This is a genomic window from Microbispora sp. H13382 (genome assembly GCF_014161445.1).
GTDB lineage: Bacteria > Actinomycetota > Actinomycetes > Streptosporangiales > Streptosporangiaceae > Microbispora.
Window position 1 is genome coordinate 30,916 of record NZ_JABBXA010000014.1, and the last position, 15,864, is coordinate 46,779.

Below are 15,864 nucleotides of genomic sequence, written 5' to 3' on the forward strand. Positions count from 1 at the left end.
GACGGCGGTCCCCGATGAGGCGGGCGAGGGCTCACCACCCGGCGGACGCGGGGGATGAAAGTTTCACGCCACCTCGTCGGAACGATGCGGACGCGTCACGGTAAGGACGCAGACGGTGGGCCGAGGGCACCCGGGCGTCCGAGAGGGTTGATCCACGTACTTGACGCCGGGACCTTCGTTGAATTGACTCCGGATCACCGTCAACCATCGAATCGATTCGGGCGCTCATCAATGTTAGCGCTAACATTACCTGACGAGGCCTGCCGTCGGTGCCGTCCGATCGTGATTCCTGATCGAGGGAAGAAGGCATGATGCTTTTCGCAAGCCGGAGAAGGGCGCTCGCGACATGGGCGAGCGCGTTGATCGCCGCCGCCTGCCTGGTGGGCGGTGGTACAGCCCAGGCCGCGGCGTCGCAGCCGTGTGACATCTACGCCGCAGGCGGGACGCCGTGTGTGGCGGCGCACAGCACGACCCGTGCTCTGTACGGCACCTACAACGGCCCGCTGTACCAGGTCCGGCGCGCCTCGGACAACACCACCCGCGACATCGGCGTGCTGAGCGCGGGCGGAGTCGTCAACGCCGCCGCCCAGGACTCGTTCTGCTCCGGCACGACCTGCCTCATCACGATCATCTACGACCAGTCCGGCCGCAACAACCGCCTCACCCAGGCACCTCCCGGCTACTGGAAGGGCCCCGCTCCGGGCGGATGGGACAATCTCGCCGACGCGAAGGCGGCCCCGATCACCATCGGCGGCCAGAAGGCATACGGTGTCCGCGTGGAGCCCGGCACCGGCTACCGCAACAACAACACCAACGGCGTCGCGACCGGCGACCAACCCGAGGGCATCTACGCCGTCGTCGACGGCACGCACTACAACCAGTGGTGCTGCTTCGACTACGGCAACGCGCAGACAGATGGCCAGGCCGACGGCCCCGCCATCATGGAGACCGTCTACTTCGGCGCCAACAAACAGTGGGGCTACGGGGCCGGAGCCGGCCCCTGGATCATGGCCGACCTGGAGTGGGGACTGTTCTCCGGGGTGAACGCGGGCTACAACAACCTTCCGTCGATCAACCACCGTTTCGTCACCGCCATGGTCAAGGGCGAGCCGAACCACTGGGCGATCCGGGGCGGGAACGCGCAGTCGGGCGGCCTGACGACCTATTTCGACGGACGGCGCCCCAACGGCTACAACCCGATGAAGAAGGAAGGCGCCATCCTGCTCGGCATCGGCGGCGACAACAGCGTCTCCGGCCGCGGCACCTTCTTCGAGGGCGTGTTGACCTCCGGCTACCCGTCGGAGGCCACCGAGAACGCCGTACAGGCCAACATCGCCGCCGCCGGCTACGCACCGGCGGGCGGCGGCGACCCGCAGCAGAACGTCCAGATCGTGGGCGGCCAGTCCGGCCGGTGCGTCGACGTGCCGAACTCCAGCACCACCAACGGCACCCAGGTGCAGCTGTGGGACTGCTCGGGCGGCACCATGCAGCGCTGGACCTACACCTCCGGCAAGCAGCTGCAGGTGTACGGCAACAAGTGCCTGGACGCCTACGGGCAGGGCACCGCCAACGGCACCCAGGTGATCATCTGGGACTGCAACGGCCAGGCCAACCAGCAGTGGAACATCAACACCAACGGCACCATCACCGGCGTGCAGTCCGGGCTGTGCCTCGACGCCAACGCGGCCGGTACCGCGAACGGCACGAAACTCATCCTGTGGTCCTGCAACGGCCAGGCCAACCAGCAGTGGACCCTGCGCAGCTGATTCTGACCATCTTCGGCCCATGAGGGCGATCAGGTGAGACGCCTTGGGCGGAGGTCCGGACCTTGGGGGGCTACGGCTCCCCGGACCGGGCTTCTGCCTCAGGCGCAACCAGGGCCTCGCCCGGTCTGCGCGTGAAGACAGGGCCGGCGTCTCAGAGCCAGAAGGTGTCGTGGCGGAGGTAGAACTCCGCCTTCTCCTCTTCGCTCATGTTCGCGAGCGTGAGCAGTCCCTCGAAGTACCCCTCGCGCGGCGCGCCGGGCGCGAAGTGCAGCAGCATCGACGCCGGCTCTCCCGACTCGTTGCGGAACGCGTGTACGCCGCCCTCCGGGACGTGCACGAAGTCACCGGGACCGGTGTCGATCCAGCGCCGCCCGTCGTAGATCCGCACCGTACCGGAGAGGATGTAGAACGATTCGGAGATCGAGCGGTGGAAGTGCGCCGCCGGGCCGCTGGGCTTCGGTCCCATGTCCCAGCGGTAGAGCCCGAACTGCCCGTTGGTCGTCGCACCTGTCGCCAGATAGTGCACCGTGGTGCCGCTCGGGTAGTCCAGCTCGGGCGTCGCGTCCGGGCGCCGGTACGACGCCGTCAGCTCGCCGGTGTCACCGTGGTAGGACGGCGGCGGATATGTCAACGGTCTTCCTCTCCCCGGGTTCGAGTCGCTCGTCGGTGGGCCGCGCCGTTCGACGGCGGCCGGACGAGCGGTGTCTCGCCGACGCGGTGAAGGCTAATCGCCGTCGTCGCCCGGTGCGAGGAGTTCCTCGTACGTCTTTTCGCATCGCTCGGCGGGCATGCCGGGTGCGCACAGCAGCACCCGGAGGTTGAAGTCGACCGTGTGCCGGCGGCCCGCCGACGTGTAGGTGATGCGGACGCCCTCGGCTCCTGCGCTGTCGTCACGGGTCTTCCCGTACTGCAGGGCGAGTTCGGTGTGGAGGTCGCTCTCCTCGCAGACGGTGGTGACGGCGGGGCCGCGGGCGGGAAAGCCGAGCTCGGTCAGCGGCTTCTCGGCGTTGCCGAGCATCGGGCCGGTATGCGGCCGGGACGAGAACGCCTGCACCACGATGTCGTTGTACGGCCTGATCGGCTCGACGCTGGTGATGGTGGCCGAACCGGGCCGGTCCAGGCACATGTCCCAGCCGCCCAGGGAGTACGGCCTGTGGGCGACGGTGTCGTGAAGCACGACGATCCCGACGGGCCCGTCCGTGCCGGAGCCTCCGCTGACGACCAGGCGTGGGTCGAAGGCCCCACAGCCGGAGGTCAGGGCAGGTGCCAGGACGAGCGGCAGGACCAGGCGGGTGAGAGCACGCATGAGGGGACCCGATACCCCCGCAGCCCCGTGATAGACGGCCCGGCCGTCGATCGGCCTGCGGGGGAAGGTCATGGGGCGGGGGCCAGCCGGGACGACCACATGCGGGCTTCCTCCTCGGACAGCACGCGGTCGAGAGTGATCGACGGCCGCATCATCGGATAGGTACGGCCGATGTTCCACGTCCGCCGGAACGACGGTCTGTCGAGGACCACCACACGACGCCCGTCGAGGAGCGGGATCTCGGCGGGACGCCCGGCGTTGCGGATCAGCTCTCCCGTCGCGTCGCGCACGTCGAACCGATCCACGATCGGCCCGGCCTCGGGTTTGACAGGCCCGTCCGTGGCGGCCCCGACCCAGGAGGGATGGGGGGTGGTCACCGGCACGTGCTTACTCAGGACGTGCGCCAGCAGCGTGGAGAGCTGGAAGTTGTCCCCGATCCCGCCGATCGTCGTCGCGTACGCGCGCCCGGCCGGCCGGTGCAGGACGATCAGCGGCTCGTCGTCGAGCACGGCCAGAAGCCTCGGCAGGCACCACAGGTCGGGGCGGTCGGCCTCCACGGCGGCGACCGCCGCGGTGAGGCGCGGACGCCGGGAGAACTCCGCGCGAATGGCCGCCGACTGCTGGAGCAGGGTCGTCGCGGCGGTGCTCCAGTCCTCGGCGATCGACCAGCCGACGGACAGATCGAGGGCGCGAGCGAAAGGCAGACGGCGGCCGAGCCCGAACCGTCCGAGGAGGCCGAAGGGGCCGGAGAGCACGCGCGCCGCGTCGAGGAGCACGTGGTCCTCCGGACCGGGCTCCGGGAGGCGCCGGTCGGTGACCGCGCGCCAGGCCCGCGCGAACTCGGCGCTCAGCTCCAGCGCGTCGCACAGTCCCGCGACCACGGGGTCGATCAGCGGGGCGGGGTCGGCCCCGTTCTCGACCATCGCGCCGCCCATGACAGCCAGCCGCGCGCCGAGCCCGGGACTCAGACGGTCGAACAGGTCGCACAGGCGGACGAGGACGGCGTCCGCGGAGGCCGGGTCGCAGTCCTCGGTCCCCTTCCACAGCTCCTGTAGGGTCGCCAGGAAACCGGGAGGGTCCTGGGCCTCCGCTGCGCGGTGGAGGGCGTCGCACTGTCGGTCGGTAACCTGGTCGAGCACCGCATGATGCTACGACAGGGGCCGCTCATCGGGCGGCGAGCGCGGGGGAGAGCGGCTTCTCCGTCGCCGACGAGGCCGCGGTCACCACCGCGGCGGCCGTCTACGAGCCGTTCTACCGGCGGTTGAACGACCTGTTCGCCGACTACACTCCCGCGGAGATCGCCGTGCTGTCCGACGGGTTCACCCGCGCGCGCGACCTCATGCGGGACTACCTGGAGGAGATCCGGCACGACCAGCTCGCCGGCGTGCCCCGCACCCGGCGCACGCGGAGCCGTTGAACCCGGCCCTCACGTGCGGTCTCCCGAGACGCGCCAGAGCGTGCCGTCCACCGTGAAGGGGTCCGGGTCACCCGGCGGCGGCCCTCCGGCCGCCGCGAGCGGGCCGCGGGCCCGAGTCGTCGGCTCCTGGTCGTGGGCTTCTGGTCGTGGGCTTCTGGTCGGGCGCCCCAGAGGCTGCGGGCTCAGAGCTTGCGGGCTCAGAGCTTGCGGACCTGCCACGCCTCCTCCGCCGCCGCCAGCACACCGGCCAGCGAGGCCCCGCCGCCCGCCGCGACGACCGCGGAGATGGCGCCCTCCACGAACGGCACGTCGGCGAGCACGACGTCCCCCGGGGACTCCAGCAGCCGGGCGGTGAGCACCGAGCTGCCGAGATCGGGGATCAGCACGACGCCCTCCCCCCGGTTCACCTCCTCAATGGCGGCGGTAACCCGGTCGGGACTGGTGCCGAGGCCGCCGTCCTCGGTGCCGCCCGCCGCCGCCAGCGGCACCTGCGCGCCGCCGATCTGCCTGGCCAGCGCGGCCACCTCCTCGGCGAGGCCGCTGCTGTGCGAGATGAGTACGATGCCGACCATTCGCCATCCCTGATACGTGTTCGCCACCTCCCGTCATCGGGAGGCGGCGGCCCTGAGTGCGCCGAACAGGAGAGCCGTCGAGGCCGCGCCCGGATCCTCGTGCCCGACGCTGCGCGGCCCCAGGTAGCTGGCCCGCCCCTTGCGTGCCTGCAACGGGACCGTCGCCCCGGCCCCCTCCTCGGCCGCGGCGGCCGCCGCCTCCAGGGCCTCCTCCGCCTTCAGCCCGTCCCGTACGGCCTGGGCCAGTGCCTTGGCGGCCGGGGCGAGGGCGTCGACCATGGTCTTGTCGCCCTCGGCGGCGGCTCCGAGGCGCCGGACGCCGGCCAGGGCCGCGTCCAGGGCGGTGCTCAGCTCGGCCGGCGAGACCTCGGCGGCCTCGCCGAACGCCTTGCCCATCTCACGGAAGGCCGTGCCGTACAGAGGGCCGGACGCCCCGCCGACCTTGCGGATGAGCGTGGTGCCGACGAGGACGAGGAGCGCGCCCGGGGTCCGCGGGGAGGCGCCGGTCAGCGCCTCCCGCGCGGCGGTGAACCCGCGGTCGAGGTTGGCGCCGTGGTCGGCGTCGCCGATCGCGGCGTCGAGCTGGGTGAGGTGGTCGCGCCGCGCCCGCACGACGGCGGCGATCTCGTCGATCCACGCGGCGAAGAACTCGGTGTTCACGAGTGGACTCCAGAGGTTCCGATGGCGGTCAGCGGCCCCAGCGCAGTGCCGGCGTCTCCACGGGCGCGTCCCAGAGCCGGGTGAGCTCGCCGGTCAGCGAGCACGTCGTCACCGAGAAGCCCTGCATGTCGAGGCTGGTCACGTAGTTGCCGACGAGGCTGCGCACGGCCGTCGCGCCCTTCTCCCGGAGGTACGCCTCCACCTCGGCGAAGACGATGTACAGCTCGATGAGCGGGGTCCCGCCCATGCCGTTGACCATGACGAGCGTCTCCCCGGACAGCGGGAGGTCGGCGTGGATCGCGTCCATGGCCGTACGGACGATCTCGCGGGCCTCCCGCATCGGGGCCCGGGCGCGGCCGGGCTCGCCGTGGATGCCGATGCCGAGCTCGATCTCCGCGTCGCTCAGCTCGAAGGTGGGCTTGCCCGCGGCAGGGACCGTGCAGGCGGTCAGCGCCACCCCGAAGGAGCGGCTGCGCTCGTTGACCTCCCGGGCGGCCCGCGCCACCTCGGCGAGGGGCGCGCCGGTCTCGGCCAGCGCTCCGGCGATCTTCTCCACGAACAGCGTGGCCCCGGTGCCCCGGCGGCCGGCCGTGAACAGCGAGTCCTGCACGGCCACGTCGTCGTCGACGAGCACGGTCGCCACCTCGACGCCCTCGTCGCCGCCGAGTTCGGCGGCCATCTCGAAGTTCAGCACGTCGCCGGTGTAGTTCTTCACGATGTGCAGCACGCCCGCGCCGCCGTCGACGCCCTTGGTGGCCTCGATGATCTGGTCGGGGACGGGGGAGGTGAATACCTCGCCGGGGCAGGCCGCGTCGAGCATGCCGTACCCGACGAACCCGCCGTGCAGCGGTTCGTGCCCCGATCCGCCGCCGGAGACCAGGCCGACCTTGCCCGGCGTGGGGGCGCCCGCGCGGAAGACGACCCTGTTCTCGAGGTCCACGCGGAGCGAGGGGTGCGCCGCGGCGATGCCGCGCAGCGCGTCGGTGACGATGGAGTCGGCGCCGTTGATGAGTTTCTTCACGATGCGGTCCCTACTGCCGTTGTCGTGCTCTCCAGCTTGCCCTTTCCTCACGAAGCCGCAAGCGCCCGCGGCGGTCGGACACCCCGGAGGCGGCCCGGGCGAGCGGCCGGCCCGGATCAGCGCGTACGGGCGCGGAGCCCTCCCAGCATCCGCCGGTAACCACCCCTGGCCCGCACGGCGAAGTGCGCGCCGGCGGCGAGGGCGAGCAGGCACAAGGCGATCGCCAGCACCACGGCCGTGCCGTAGTCGTCGGGCCACCCCGCGCTCCAGCCCAGGAAGGGCAGGTAGATCGCCGCGAAGGTCAGCGGTGCGGCGACGATCACGCTCAGCCCCCGCAGGCCGGCGTGTACGCCGATGCCGGCCAGCCCGGCGGCGGCGCTCGCCGCGAGGAGGAACCCGAAGGCGGCGTAGGGCAACCCGAAGATGCCGGGAGGACCCTTCACCATGAGGTAGACGCCGGCCCAGACGAGGAGCCCGAGGACGGCGAACCCGACAGGCGACCGCCGCCACAATCCGGCGGACGCCAGGGCGGCCAGCAGCACCGTGAGCGCGGCGAGGACGGCCGTCCCGGTCTCCGCCTGGATGTTCTCCCCGGGGTCGGACACGAGCGCGGCCGTCTGCTCGGACAGGTCGTCCCGCCCGTCGAAACCGAGCCGGTGCCATCGTCCGGCGGCGTCGCGCAGCGCCACGCCCTCGCTGCCGTTCGCCACGGCGACGAGGTGCCCCGCGGGCACGGGCAGCACCGCCACGGCCACGGACGCGGCGGGGTCGATGCCGCCGTACAGGTAATCGTCGTGGTGGCGGCGGTCGAGGAAGAGCTGCCGGCCCGGCGAGACCGCCCAGGCCGGCGACCAGGTGGCGCCCGCGTTGTCGGACTGCTCGACCGCGAGCCGGTGCGGAACGACGCGGTAACAGCGCGACGGCCGGTCCGGGACGCAGGCGACGGTCCGCGGCGTCCCCGTCGCGGAGGTGTCCCAGCGGTGCCAAGTGCGGCCCTGGTCGCTCGTGGCCAGCCCTGTGCCACGGCTGGAGGGGTTCAGATACACGACGATGACGGCGTCGTGGGCCTCCACGTGCAGCGCGGACGGCCCGGGGTCGGCCGCGCTCGTGGCCGTGACCGCGAGGACGGCCGCGGGCAGGGCGACCAGCAGCCGGGCCCGGCGTAGGGCACGCCGGACACGGGCGACGGTCGCCACGGCGCGCAGCCGGACCAGCCAGGCGAGGCCGAGGGCGGGAAGAGCGAGCAGGTCGGAGGGGTCCGCGACGACGCGGGCGGAGGGGATGAACAGCGCCCAGACGTCCGCGGCCGCCCGGGCCCCCGCCGCCGTGGTCTTCACGACCGTGAAGACCACGGCGGTCAGCAGGATCGCGGCCAGGGCGGCCCGCCTGTCCGCCTCTCCCGGCGCGCCGGCACCGCTCCGCGAGGCGCTGCCCTGAGCGGCGCCGAGGCGCCGGACGGCGAGGGCCGCGGCGAGCGCGAGCAGCGGTGGGGCGACCAGCATGCCCGCGACGTCGCTCAGCTTGCCGGTGACCACGCCCGGCCACAGGCGCTTGAGCAGGTGGTCGTTGACGAGGAGCACGGCGATCGCGGCGAGCGTCGCGGGATGACCGAGCCACGCCCCGGCAGTCGTGCGGGTCCGATCGGCAGCCCGCGCCATCCGCGTCCTCCCACGTGAATCGATGATCAGGTCCCCTGTACGGTTCATCGCGCGGGCGGGTGCGGGCGTTGCATGCCCCCGGGGATATGGCGTTCGGGGGCGGAGGTGTAGGAGTATCGCAGGGGTGTCCTGACTGTTGGGAGGCGCAGTGTCGGTGTTGCGGGATTTGGTGGACGGCATCCGGAGCGGGGGGATCGAGGTGCTCGACCTCACCGCGCCGCTGAGCGACAAGACACCGATCCTGTTGCTGCCGGAGCCGTTCGGGCAGACGGTGCCGTTCTCGCTGCAGGAGATCAGCCGGTACGACGACCGCGGCCCGGGCTGGTACTGGAACAACTTCACCACGGGCGAGCACACCGGCACGCACTTCGACGCGCCCGTCCACTGGGTGACCGGTCGCGACGGCGAGGACGTGTCGCAGGTGGCCCCCGCCAAGCTGATCGCCCCCGCCGTGGTGCTCGACTTCAGCGCGCAGTCGGCCGCCGACCCCGACTTCCTGCTGGAGATCGACCACGTGAAGGCGTGGGAGGCCGAGCACGGGCCGCTGCCGGACGGCGGCTGGCTGCTGTACCGAACCGGCTGGGACGTGCGCGCCCACGACCAGGCGGAGTTCCTCAACGCCGACGAGACGGGGCCGCACACGCCCGGCATGTCGCCCGCCTGCGCCCGCTTCCTGGCCGAGGAGACGCCGATCGCGGGCATCGGCGTGGAGACCGTGGGCACCGACGCGGGCGCCGCCCACTCCTTCGACCCCGCGTTCCCGTGCCACTCGTACCTGCTCGGCGCGGGGAAGTACGGCCTGACGCAGCTGCGCAACCTCGACCGGCTGCCGGTGACGGGCGCCGTGGTCGTCGCGGGGCCGCTGCCGATCGTCGGCGGCTCGGGCAGCCCGGTCCGCGTGCTCGCGCTGGTGGAGCGGTGAACGTCGCGGAGGCCGTCGGCGCGGCCCTCGCCGCTCTCGGCGTACGGGCGGCCTTCGGCGTCGTCGGCAGCGGCAACTTCCACGTCACCAACGCCCTCGTCGAGCACGGCGTGCGGTACGTCGCGGCGCGGCACGAGGGCGGGGCCGCCACGATGGCCGACGCCTACGCCCGGATGAGCGGCACGGTCGCCGTGCTCACCGTCCACCAGGGACCCGGCCTGACCAACGCGCTGACCGGCGTCACCGAGGCGGCCAAGAGCCGCACCCCGCTGCTGGTGCTCGCCCCGGAGGTGACCTCGCCCACCTCCAACTTCCGCGTCGACCAGGCCGCGCTCGCCGAGGCCGTGGGCGCGCACTGCGCCCGGGTCGGGTCGGCGGAGACGGTCGTGGACGACACCGTGATGGCCTTCCTCGCCGCCCTGCTCGGGCGCCGGACCGTGGTGCTCAACCTGCCTCTGGACGTGCAGGCCGAGACGCTGCCGGAGGAGGCGGCCGAGGCCGTGCGCGAACTGCTGGCCGGACGCGGGCACCGCGACGTGGCGAGCCGCGTGCCGGCGGCGTGGGGGCTGACGTTCCCCGTCGATTCCGGGGACGACGAGGAGCCGGAGGGGCTTCCGGCGGAGCCGTCCGACGCGTTGACGCGGTTCGCGCGGCTGCTGGCGGAGGCGGAGCGCCCGGTCTTCGTGGCCGGCCGGGGAGCCCGGGGCGCGCGGCGGGAACTGGAGGCGCTCGGCGAGCGGGTGGGGGCGCTGTTCGCCACATCGGCCGTCGCCAAGGGCAACTTCCACGGCAGTCCCTGGGACCTCGACGTGAGCGGCGGGTTCGCCACCCCGCTCGCGGCCGAACTGATCCGCGATGCCGACCTCGTCGTCGGCTGGGGCTGCTCGTTCACCATGTGGACCACCCGGCACGGCGCGCTGATCGGGCCGGAGACCAGGGTGGTCCAGGTGGACCTCGACCCCGACGCGCTCGGCGTGCACCGCGAGATCGACCTCGGCGTGGTCGGCGACGTACGCGAGACCGCGCGGGCGGTCGCCGCCCTGCTCGGCGACGGCGGGGCCGACGGCGAGGCGGGCACGCGTGGATACCGCGCCCCGGAGATCGCCGGGCGCATCGCCCGCGAGGGGCGCTGGCGGGACGTGCCGTACGAGGACCTGAGCGCCGGGGGACGCATCGACCCCCGCACGCTGACCATCGGGCTCGACGACCTGCTCCCGCAGGAGCGGCTGGTCGCCGTGGACTCCGGGAACTTCATGGGATATCCGTCGATGTTCCTCACGGTCCCGGACGGCGGCGCGTTCTGCTTCACCCAGGCGTTCCAGTCGATCGGGCTGGGCCTGGCCACCGCGATCGGCGCGGCCGTCGCGCGGCCCGACCGGCTGGCGGTCGCCGCGCTCGGCGACGGCGGGGCCCTGATGGGCGTCGCCGAGCTGGAGACGGTCGTACGGCTCGGCCTGCCCATGGTGGTCGTGGTCTACGACGACGACGGGTACGGCGCGGAGGTCCACCACTTCGGCCCCGGCGGGTTCCCGCTCGGCACGGTCACCTTCCCGCCGGCCGACATCGCGGCGATCGCCCGGGGCTTCGGCTTCGAGGCGGTGACCGTACGGGGGGAGGAGGACCTGTCCGGCGTCGCCGAATGGCTGAAGGGGCCGCGCGACAAACCCCTGCTCGTCCACGCGAAGGTCACCGCCGACCGCCCGTCGTGGTGGCTGGAGGAGGCGTTCCGCGGCCACTGATCGGCATCGGCGTCACAGCGGGCTCACCCAAGTGACCGCCGGGCGCTCCGGACGGTCCCGGGAGCTGTAAGACGAGGCGCCTCCCGGGTTCCGGTGGTCCTCGGTAGTGCGATCGTCACGGCGGCCGGGGCGCGTTCGCCTGCTGGTCAGGCAGTGGTCAGTTCTCACCAAACAGGCGCCGGTGACGTATGTGCCCAGGCTGACTCGGGTACGACGCCCAAAGCGGACGAAAGGGATCATATTGACCCCGGGCCGTCCCGACGCCCTCGCGACGGGGGCTGACCACATCGCCGGGAAAGGCGCCGGCGGGCGAGTTCCCGATCGCGGCTCGACCTCCTGCCTCGCGGCTTCGGAGTCGGCCCGCGACCGCGTCCCGCCGGAGCGGGCGCGCCCGCGCCGAGGGTCCGCCGTCGGCCCGGAGCCGCCGGGGGATCGCACCCTGACCGGCGGCACATCCGGCCGCCTGCGGACCGCGTGAGCCGCGTGGTGAACGCCCGTCCGCACGAGATCTCCCCGCCGGGCCGGGGACGACGAGGGCGGGCCGAGCAGAGAGAAAGGTAGCCGAAATGTCTTCGAGCGCAGAACAGACCTTCGTCATGCGCGCCGGCCAGGCCGCGCCGATCGCCGACGAGACCTCGGTGCGTGACCTCTGGTCGCGGATCAGCGTCTCGCTGGAGCGGGACCACGCGCTCCGTGCCCGTTTCGCGACGGACCCCATGGGGGTCCTGTCGGAGCATGGCCTCGGCCGGGACCTCCAGGAGGAGCCGTTCGACGACAGGGGCGGCAGCGTGACCAAGAGGCCGTGCACGTATCGCCGCTGTCCGGACTGACGAAAGGCGCGGCGAGAGGTCGCTGATGGAAAGGTCATCGTCTGCCGAGCGGTTCCACGCTCGGTATGCGCTGGCTCTCGAGGCGTTCGTCGCCGGCCTGCCGCAGGAGTGGTCGACCGGTGTTCACCGGGACGGCCCGGTCTCCTGGCGGGTGTGCGAGCCTCCCGGGGAGTTGCCGGCCCAGGGGTGGAAGCTCCATGTCTCCGCTTCGGCGGCGGACGCCCTCGACCTGCTGGACGTCGTGCTTCCCGCGCTGGTGGAGGCAGGTGCGGCCTTTAAGCTGCCGGACGACGTGCGGTCGATCCTCCGGATCAACGCAGGGCTCGCCGGCCGCTCCCAGGTGGGGAAGATCGTCACGGTCTATCCCTCCTCCGATGCCGCGCTGGCCGCCCTGATCGACCGCCTCGACGCGGTGTGGCGCCCCGGCCAGGCCCCCGCCGTACCGTCCGACCTGCCGGTCGGGCCGGTCAGCGAGGCCCTGTTCATCCGGTACGGAGAGTTCACCCCCGTGGGAGAGGTGGTCGACTCCACCGGTGTCCGCCGTCCTGCCCTCCGCGCGCCGGACGGAAGCCTGCGCCCGGACGTGCGCGACATCCGGGGCCGCCAGCCGGAGTGGGCTGTGCCGCCCGTGCGGCCGGCGGATCGCCCCGTGAACCCCGGGTTCGACGGCCCGATCGAGATCGACGGTGCCACCTACCTTCCGCTGAAGCTGCTGGGGGAGGACGCCCGCGGATTCGTGGCCCTGGGCGTGCGGCCCGCCGATCAGCGGCTCGTGGTCATCCGGCACCGGCGGCGCGGGGTCGAGGGCGACGAGTTCGGCGAGGACGTGGTGACCAGGCTGGAGCCTGAGAGACGGGTGCTGGAGCATCTGAGCGGTTCCGGTCTCGCCCCCGAGCCGCTGGCACACGACGCCTCGGCCGGATATCTCGTCGTCTCGGACGTGGGAGGGGGCCGGCTGGAACGCCTTCCCGTGGAGGAACGTCTCGACCTCATGCCGGAACTCGCCGCGGCCGTCGCCCGGTTGCACGCCCGGGGCATCGTGCACCGGGATCTGAAACTTCCCAACGTGCGGGTCGGGCCGGACGGCCTGCGCCTGGTCGACTTCGAACTGGCGGCGCCGATCGGGACGCGGCACCCCGTGCCGTGCCTCACCGACGGGCACACGCCCCCGGAAGGGCCCTTCGCGGCGGTGGAACCGGCGTACGACGTCTACGGGCTCGGCTCCTGCCTGGCCCACGCCGTCCTGGGGTGCTGCCCAGGCGAACTGCCGGAGCGAGGCAACGCCGGCCGCCAGGCCGGTCTGCTCCTGCGGCACGGGCAGCCGACGGCCGCCGCCATCGTGCGAGAGTGTCATCATCCCGATCCAGGACGGCGGCCGGCCGCCGCGCAGGTGGCCGAGCGGCTGAGGGCGGCGCTGCCCGCCATGCGGGACGAGCGCGCGGCCGGCCCCTCGGCGTACCGGGGCGAGCTCGACGTGCGCTGGGCACGCGGCGCGGCGATGAGCGCCGGGACGGCGGCCCGCCGGTTCAGGCCCCACGGCCGGCATAACGCCCACGACCTGCCCGGGGACGGAGACGAAGGGCTGAACCTGGGCGCGGCCGGCATCGTCGTCGCGCTGGCGACGCTGGACACCGCCCTGGGGACCCGGCGGTTCACCCACGACATCACGGGCGCGGCCACGTGGCTCGCCGAGCGTCCGCCGTCCCCCGCGCACGGCCTTTTCACCGGCGACAGCGGGGTGGCGGTGGCACTGGCCGTGGCAGGCGGACGGCTGGGGCGGGCGGACCTGGTCGCCGGGGCGCGGCGGCGCTTCGAACACGCGGCGGCCAGCCGCGTTCCCGACTACGACCTGTTCTCCGGGGCGGCGGGGATCGTGTGGGCGGGCTGCCTGCTCGACGCGGTCCTGGACGCCACCTGGGCGCGCGACCTGGCCGGACGGCAGGCCGGAAGGATCGTCGAAGCCGCCCGGCACATCGACGGCCTCGTCGCATGGCCGTCCGACCCGGACCTCGAACCGTCCGGCAACGTGTTCCTCGGGGCCGCCCACGGGACGGCGGGTGTGGCGATGGCCCTCGGGATCTGGGGCGGCTCCACCGGCGACGCGACCGCGGTGGCGCTCGCCGAGGACGCCTTCCGCGGCGTCGCGACCCACGGGCTGACCGGCGACGGGACCAACATCCTGTCCACGACGACCGGGGAGAGCCGCCGGGCGCAGCACTGGTGCCACGGAATGGCGGGCTTCCTCTGGTGCCTGCTGCAGGCGAACGCGGGGGACGACGGGGTCCGGGAAGCGGCGGTCGCGGCGTTCGACCGTGCCACGCCGCTCCTGGACGGCCCGACCATGTGCCACGGGCTGTCGGGCGTGCTGGAGACGTGGCGGATGCTCCAGGCCCTGCCGGGGCACCGCGCACGCGCACGCCGCCGCGTCGCCCAGGTCGCCGACAGCCTCCGGCCTCTGCACCACTCTCAGGACGGCGTCACGGTGTGGTCGTCCGAGAGCTCTTCGGTTGTCGCCCCCGGCCTGTGGCTGGGTTTCCTGGGCCCGGCGACCCAGCTCGCGCTCGCTGCCGCCGGATCGGCCGATCCGCTGCTGTCCGCCCGATGGTTGCGGCGCTGCGCCCGGCCCGTGCGATGAGATGACCCGGGGCGGGGCCGGAAGTTACGGGCGAGTAGGTTACGGTTTTCAGTATGGCTGAGATCGTGTACCCGCCGGTCCTGAGGGCCGCGCTGACCGCCTTCAAACTGCTCGACCTGAGGTTCCACATGGAGGGCACGGAGCGGATACCCCGCAGCGGCGGCGCGGTCCTGGTGAGCAACCACGTCAGCTACCTCGACTTCATCTTCGCCGGTTTCGCCGCCCACCCCGCGCGGCGGCTGGTCCGCTTCATGGCGAAGAAGGAGGTCTTCGGCCACCCCGTGTCGGGCCCGCTGATGCGCGGCATGCACCACATCCCGGTGGACCGGTCGGCCGGGGCGGGAGCCTACGACGTCGCCGTACGGGCCCTCAAGGACGGCGAGATCGTGGGCAACTTCGCCGAGGCGACGATCAGCAGGTCGTTCACGGTCAAGGAGATCAAGAACGGCCCGATCCGGATGGCGGCCGAGGCCGGGGTGCCCGTGATCCCGGTCGCCCTGTGGGGCGGCCAGCGGCTGTGGACCAAGGGCCGCCCCCGCAAGCTGCTCCAGCGGCACGTCCCGATCACGATCCTGGTCGGCGAGCCCATGCACCCGATGCCGGACGACGACATCGCCGCGCTCACCGACGACCTGCGCCGGCGGATGGCGGACCTGCTCGACGAGGCCCAGCGGACCTACCCCGACCAGGCGCGGGGCGTGTGGTGGCAGCCCGCCCACCTCGGCGGCACGGCGCCCACCCCCGAGGAGGCCGCCGCCCTCGACGCCGCCGCCCGGCCGCGCCGCTCCTGACAGGGGCCCCGGGCCTGACCTGGACGAGGCGCGACCGGTGCTCGGACGCACTTGGGAAAATCTGTGCCCTCGTCACGCCGGCCGGATCACGGCGCCCATATGGGGGCGACCGGGAGTCCCTTCCGCCATCACCCTGGCCGGCCTGCCTGTGCTAGACGGCAAACTCTAGGTCCAGAATGGACCCCAGGAGTATCCACTCGCCCTGTACTCCGTTGTACCAAGCGCGGGGATGCACCTCGATGAATGTTGCTAGGCTGTAGCATCACCCGGCGGATTCCGGCTTGTATAGTGAATCGACGACGCCGATCCGTACGGCATTTCACGAGATCCGTCTGAGACGATATGCGCCGTGACGATCAAGCGGTCCCACATGCCGAAATGCCTCCTGATGCCGCGGTTGAAATCACGCGGATACGTCAACCGATGCGGTTTTGGTCACTCCTGATATCTCGCTGCGGTCAACCCATCCGAGAAGCGATATCGGGAGGGGGACGGAAGATGAGCGGTCTCTCGTGTGGTACCCGGGGTGACCTTCCTCGCGCCGGCC

At 72.6% G+C, this 15,864-nt stretch carries 14 protein-coding genes; 7 read left to right on the forward strand and 7 right to left on the reverse strand.

Annotated features, from left to right (window positions below):
• The first annotated feature begins 308 nt into the window (after positions 1-308).
• Positions 309-1,766 carry an arabinofuranosidase catalytic domain-containing protein gene (locus tag HHX41_RS40915; RefSeq protein ID WP_182908008.1) on the forward strand — a complete coding sequence of 486 codons (1,458 nt, stop codon included), beginning with the start codon at positions 309-311 and terminating at the stop codon, positions 1,764-1,766.
• Positions 1,767-1,917: 151 nt separating this feature from the next.
• Here the strand turns inward: HHX41_RS40915 and HHX41_RS25505 are convergent, their stop codons facing one another.
• The 3 genes from HHX41_RS25505 to HHX41_RS25515 all read right to left on the reverse strand — a co-directional run bounded on the left by HHX41_RS25505 (position 1,918) and on the right by HHX41_RS25515 (position 4,211).
• The gene (locus HHX41_RS25505; protein WP_169978186.1) at positions 1,918-2,397 is read right to left on the reverse strand and encodes a cupin domain-containing protein; all 480 of its coding nucleotides are present in this window, start codon (positions 2,395-2,397) and stop codon (positions 1,918-1,920) included.
• 93 nt (positions 2,398-2,490) lie between these two features.
• Entirely contained in the window at positions 2,491-3,072 is a 582-nt protein-coding gene (locus HHX41_RS25510) for a hypothetical protein (RefSeq protein ID WP_182908009.1), read from the reverse strand.
• 68 nt (positions 3,073-3,140) lie between these two features.
• Entirely contained in the window at positions 3,141-4,211 is a 1,071-nt protein-coding gene (locus HHX41_RS25515; protein WP_182908010.1) for a hypothetical protein, read from the reverse strand.
• Between the two features lie 122 nt (positions 4,212-4,333).
• Between HHX41_RS25515 and HHX41_RS25520 the strand changes: the two genes are divergently transcribed.
• Positions 4,334-4,489 carry a hypothetical protein gene (locus HHX41_RS25520; RefSeq protein WP_182908011.1) on the forward strand — a complete coding sequence of 52 codons (156 nt, stop codon included), beginning with the start codon at positions 4,334-4,336 and terminating at the stop codon, positions 4,487-4,489.
• Positions 4,490-4,686: 197 nt separating this feature from the next.
• Here the strand turns inward: HHX41_RS25520 and dhaM are convergent, their stop codons facing one another.
• From dhaM to HHX41_RS25540, 4 genes are all read right to left on the reverse strand, one after another.
• The gene (gene dhaM, locus HHX41_RS25525; RefSeq protein ID WP_169978180.1) at positions 4,687-5,061 is read right to left on the reverse strand and encodes a dihydroxyacetone kinase phosphoryl donor subunit DhaM; all 375 of its coding nucleotides are present in this window, start codon (positions 5,059-5,061) and stop codon (positions 4,687-4,689) included.
• Between the two features lie 33 nt (positions 5,062-5,094).
• Positions 5,095-5,721 (reverse strand): dihydroxyacetone kinase subunit DhaL, encoded by a 627-nt coding sequence (dhaL, locus tag HHX41_RS25530; RefSeq protein WP_182908012.1) that lies wholly within the window; start codon positions 5,719-5,721, stop codon positions 5,095-5,097.
• A 28-nt stretch (positions 5,722-5,749) separates the two neighbouring features.
• The gene (dhaK, locus tag HHX41_RS25535) at positions 5,750-6,742 is read right to left on the reverse strand and encodes a dihydroxyacetone kinase subunit DhaK (RefSeq protein ID WP_169978176.1); all 993 of its coding nucleotides are present in this window, start codon (positions 6,740-6,742) and stop codon (positions 5,750-5,752) included.
• A gap of 116 nt (positions 6,743-6,858) precedes the next feature.
• A complete protein-coding gene (locus tag HHX41_RS25540; protein ID WP_182908013.1) occupies positions 6,859-8,400 on the reverse strand; it encodes a hypothetical protein in 1,542 nt (513 codons plus the stop codon).
• Between the two features lie 148 nt (positions 8,401-8,548).
• On the opposite strand from HHX41_RS25540, the gene HHX41_RS25545 reads away from it, so the two are divergent.
• The 5 genes from HHX41_RS25545 (at position 8,549) to HHX41_RS25565 (ending at position 15,317) form a co-directional block, all read left to right on the forward strand.
• The gene (locus HHX41_RS25545; RefSeq protein ID WP_182908014.1) at positions 8,549-9,322 is read left to right on the forward strand and encodes a cyclase family protein; all 774 of its coding nucleotides are present in this window, start codon (positions 8,549-8,551) and stop codon (positions 9,320-9,322) included.
• On the forward strand, positions 9,319-11,061 hold the full coding sequence (locus HHX41_RS41945) for a thiamine pyrophosphate-binding protein (RefSeq protein ID WP_182908015.1): 1,743 nt from the start codon (positions 9,319-9,321) through the stop codon (positions 11,059-11,061). Before HHX41_RS25545 ends, HHX41_RS41945 begins: the two co-directional genes overlap by 4 nt.
• 566 nt (positions 11,062-11,627) lie before the next feature.
• Positions 11,628-11,891 (forward strand): hypothetical protein, encoded by a 264-nt coding sequence (locus HHX41_RS25555; RefSeq protein ID WP_182908016.1) that lies wholly within the window; start codon positions 11,628-11,630, stop codon positions 11,889-11,891.
• Between the two features lie 25 nt (positions 11,892-11,916).
• The gene (locus tag HHX41_RS25560) at positions 11,917-14,526 is read left to right on the forward strand and encodes a lanthionine synthetase LanC family protein (protein WP_182908017.1); all 2,610 of its coding nucleotides are present in this window, start codon (positions 11,917-11,919) and stop codon (positions 14,524-14,526) included.
• A 53-nt stretch (positions 14,527-14,579) separates the two neighbouring features.
• Entirely contained in the window at positions 14,580-15,317 is a 738-nt protein-coding gene (locus tag HHX41_RS25565; RefSeq protein ID WP_182908018.1) for a 1-acyl-sn-glycerol-3-phosphate acyltransferase, read from the forward strand.
• Positions 15,318-15,864 lie beyond the last annotated feature (547 nt).

Excerpts from the sequence above, each read along its gene's own strand:
- HHX41_RS25510 (WP_182908009.1), bottom strand. The coding sequence starts at position 3,072 with ATGCGTGCTCTCACCCGCCTGGTCCTGCCGCTCGTCCTGGCACCTGCC.
- HHX41_RS40915 (WP_182908008.1), top strand. The coding sequence starts at position 309 with ATGATGCTTTTCGCAAGCCGGAGAAGGGCGCTCGCGACATGGGCGAGC.
- HHX41_RS25555 (WP_182908016.1), top strand. The coding sequence starts at position 11,628 with ATGTCTTCGAGCGCAGAACAGACCTTCGTCATGCGCGCCGGCCAGGCC.
- HHX41_RS25565 (WP_182908018.1), top strand. The coding sequence starts at position 14,580 with ATGGCTGAGATCGTGTACCCGCCGGTCCTGAGGGCCGCGCTGACCGCC.
- HHX41_RS25540 (WP_182908013.1), bottom strand. The coding sequence starts at position 8,400 with ATGGCGCGGGCTGCCGATCGGACCCGCACGACTGCCGGGGCGTGGCTC.
- dhaM (WP_169978180.1), bottom strand. The coding sequence starts at position 5,061 with ATGGTCGGCATCGTACTCATCTCGCACAGCAGCGGCCTCGCCGAGGAG.
- HHX41_RS25560 (WP_182908017.1), top strand. The coding sequence starts at position 11,917 with ATGGAAAGGTCATCGTCTGCCGAGCGGTTCCACGCTCGGTATGCGCTG.